The organism is Coxiella-like endosymbiont of Rhipicephalus sanguineus, assembly GCF_018687865.1.
In genome coordinates this window covers 1-3,236 of record NZ_NIQB01000033.1, presented here as the reverse complement: position 1 = coordinate 3,236, position 3,236 = coordinate 1, and the positions used below count along the sequence as shown (strand labels likewise).

Below are 3,236 nucleotides of genomic sequence, written 5' to 3'. Positions count from 1 at the left end.
AAAAGAAAAAGTGGATTTGGTTTTACCAAAGGACACTGTACTTTATGCAAGAGATAGTAAAGATATCACCTCAGACGTGATTTCCGAATTGAAATAGCCTTTAATTTTGTGATCAAATTTGAAATAACTTATACACTCAATGAATTAGCAAACGCCATCGGTGCCACGGTGAAGGGCCATGGTGATTGCAAAATTCATAATATCGCTTCAATTGTCAACGCTCAGCCTGGAGAAATAAGTTTCCTTGTAGATCGCAAGTATCAAAAATATTTAACACAAACAAAAGCTTCGGCATTATTATTAGATAAAAAGTTAGCAAAAAACTGTCCTATAAACGCCCTTATTATGCCGAACCCTAAGCTGGGATTTATCAAACTATTAGCTTTATTGCGACCTGAAGTGAGATCAAAGCCAGGTATTCATCCCACTGCTGTTATCGGAGAGAATTGTCAAATCGATCCGACTGTGCACGTTGAAGCTTATGCTGTCATAGAAAATGAAGTGGTGATTGGTTCTCGAACCATTATCGGAGCAGGAACGAGTATTGGCCGCGGCAGTCAACTGGGCGCAGATTGTTGTTTGTATAATGAGGTAACTTTATACCATCACACCATTATGGGTGATCGAAATATTCTTCACAGTGGTGTCGTTATTGGTGCAGATGGATTTGGTTTAGCTCAAGATGAACAACGTCGATGGATTAAGATTCCTCAAGTGGGACGAGTGGTCATTGGAGACGATGTAGAAATTGGAGCTAACACCACAATTGATCGAGGAGCACTTGAAGATACGGTAATCGGAAATGGCGTTAAATTGGATAATTTAATTATGATTGGCCATAACGTTCGCATAGGCGATCATACAGCGATTGCTGGCTGTGCTGGTATCGCTGGAAGCACCACTATTGGACGCCATTGCATGATTGGTGCGGGTGCAGGTCTTAATGGCCATATCGATATTTGTGACAACGTCGTTATTACGGGTATGGGCATGATCCAAAAATCAATTACTAAGCCCGGAGTATATTCGTCAGGGACAGGAATGCAACCCAGTCGTGAATGGCACAAAAGTGTCATTAGGTTTTGGCAACTCGAGGAACTCGCAAAACGATTAAAACGATTAGAGAGGTTGTACGATGAGCGTGATGGAAACCAGCGAGATTAAAAAATATATCCCCCATCGATATCCCTTTTTGTTGGTTGACCGGGTGATAGCGATGGAAAAACACAAGTCCTTAGTGGCAATTAAAAATATCACGGCTAATGAACCTTTCTTTATCGGACATTTTCCTGTTCGTCCAGTAATGCCAGGCGTTTTGATTATTGAGTCTTTAGCACAAGCAGCGGGGATTTTAATTGTTAAATCCCTTAATTTATCTGAATACCATGAGGATATTTATTTTTTTGCTGGTGTGGATAATGCACGATTTAAGCGCGTCGTCGAACCGGGTGACCAATTAGTTTTAGAAGTCAAAGTACTTAAATCGGGACGTTTGTGGAAATTTGAGGGAGAGGCAAAGGTTGAAGGACAGCTTGCCTGTAAAGCCAAATTTATCACAATAAGAGACAAAAAGAGTGGTTGACGAACGAGCACTTATTCATCCTAGCGCAAAAATTGGTTCCGATGTAACTGTTGGTCCCTGGACTTTCATTGGTGAAAATGCCGTAATTGGGGATGATACCCAAATCGATGTTCATGTCATGATTGGAAAAAATACTGTGATAGGAAAAAATAATAAAATTTATCCATATGCCTCTATTGGTTCTGATCCTCAACACATCAGGTATAAAGGTCAAGAAACTCGGCTAGAGATTGGAAATAGCAACATCATTCGTGAATTTGTGACTATTAATCGCGGGACCTACGAAGGCCATGGTGTGACCTCTATCGGTCATAATAATTATTTGATGGCCTATTCTCATGTGGCCCATGACTGTCGAGTGAGAAGTCATGTTATTTTTGCTAATACTGCTTCAATTGCAGGGCATGTTGAAGTAGGCGATCATGCAAATTTAGGTGCTTTTTCGGGGGTTCACCAGTTTTGTCGGATTGGTGCTTATTGTTTTCTAGGACGTGCGGCAAAGGTTTATCAAGATATTTTGCCTTACATGCTTGTTACTGGAAATCCTGGTATTCCCACAGCGTTGAATTCAGTCGGGTTGAGGCGCCATGGTTTTAATTCTAAGACGATGCAGTCGTTGAAATTGGCATATCGGCTAATTTATCGTACTAATCTTAAATTAGAAGATATCCGAATTGAGCTTGAAAAATTAGCCGTGGAAACTCCAGAGATTAATCAATTGTTATTGATGATTAATAGCTCCACTCGTGGATTTGCACGTTATAAAAATAATGAGCAACTTTCAACACACGATAATCTTGCTTAATCTGATTTTCTCAGTTCTTTTTAGGACTCCCTTAGGTAACCTCATTAAAAAATTGGTAATGAGAATCGATAAAAGACTAATGAGTGTTCCGCCTAAAATATCAATTAAGAAATGCCACCCAGAGGCCAATGTCTAGGACCGTGAGACTAAATAAAGCTATAGGATAAAAAATTATCTTACGTGGCCGAATACAGGCATAAGCTATTAGAATTGCCCGGATTGTATTAAAAAGAAGGGAAGCTTATTAATCGCTTCATGGAAAGAAAGCTTGATAATGATGAATGGCCTCAAACTGTGTTATTAAATAACGTTGGGCTTTTATAAAGGGAACGGAATGAATAATGCTGGACGGATCGGTTGAAGCCCAGAAATAGTAGATAGAAAAACCTAACAAACAAGAAATTAGAAAATTAAATATTTATTTATATACTTGAGTGGCTTCATTTAAGAGCGGTGATCAATAAGGGGACAATTTTTATTGCTAAAAACAAGCTTGCATAAATAATCCTGAGAAATTGTGCTAGAGCTTGCTTACAATGAATTTTTTGAAGAAAGTCGACCAAATGAAAATGGAGTAGGTTATCTAAGTGGTAAAATAGATGATCTTGTAAAAGAAAGGGTGTAGTTAAGCACTATCAGCAAACAGCATAATTATAAGTACAGAGAAAATCATACCCAATGTCTTAAAGAAAGACTGTAATAATGAATAAATCCTTTTTGAGAAGAATTGAAAAATAGGGAACCATTATATAGTGGTGAGTAAAGTCGTTGACGACTAAACAAAGTCTCGAAAGGAGAAGGATCAGAACAGATAAATAAAAAAACAACCAATCGTTAGGTGTTATATTC

Annotated in this window: 3 protein-coding genes; all 3 read left to right on the top strand. The window is 38.4% G+C overall.

The annotated features are described in order from the left end of the window. Window positions 1-111 precede the first annotated feature (111 nt). From lpxD to lpxA, 3 genes are read left to right on the top strand one after another with little or no spacing between them, the layout of a single operon-like run. Entirely contained in the window at window positions 112-1,164 is a 1,053-nt protein-coding gene (gene lpxD, locus B1F79_RS02240; RefSeq protein WP_251365824.1) for a UDP-3-O-(3-hydroxymyristoyl)glucosamine N-acyltransferase, read from the top strand. Next, window positions 1,145-1,582 (top strand): 3-hydroxyacyl-ACP dehydratase FabZ, encoded by a 438-nt coding sequence (fabZ, locus tag B1F79_RS02235; protein ID WP_372443106.1) that lies wholly within the window; start codon window positions 1,145-1,147, stop codon window positions 1,580-1,582. Before lpxD ends, fabZ begins: the two co-directional genes overlap by 20 nt. After that, window positions 1,575-2,387, top strand: coding sequence for an acyl-ACP--UDP-N-acetylglucosamine O-acyltransferase (gene lpxA, locus B1F79_RS02230; protein ID WP_251365822.1), 813 nt, complete (start codon window positions 1,575-1,577; stop codon window positions 2,385-2,387). Before fabZ ends, lpxA begins: the two co-directional genes overlap by 8 nt. Window positions 2,388-3,236: the final 849 nt, after the last annotated feature.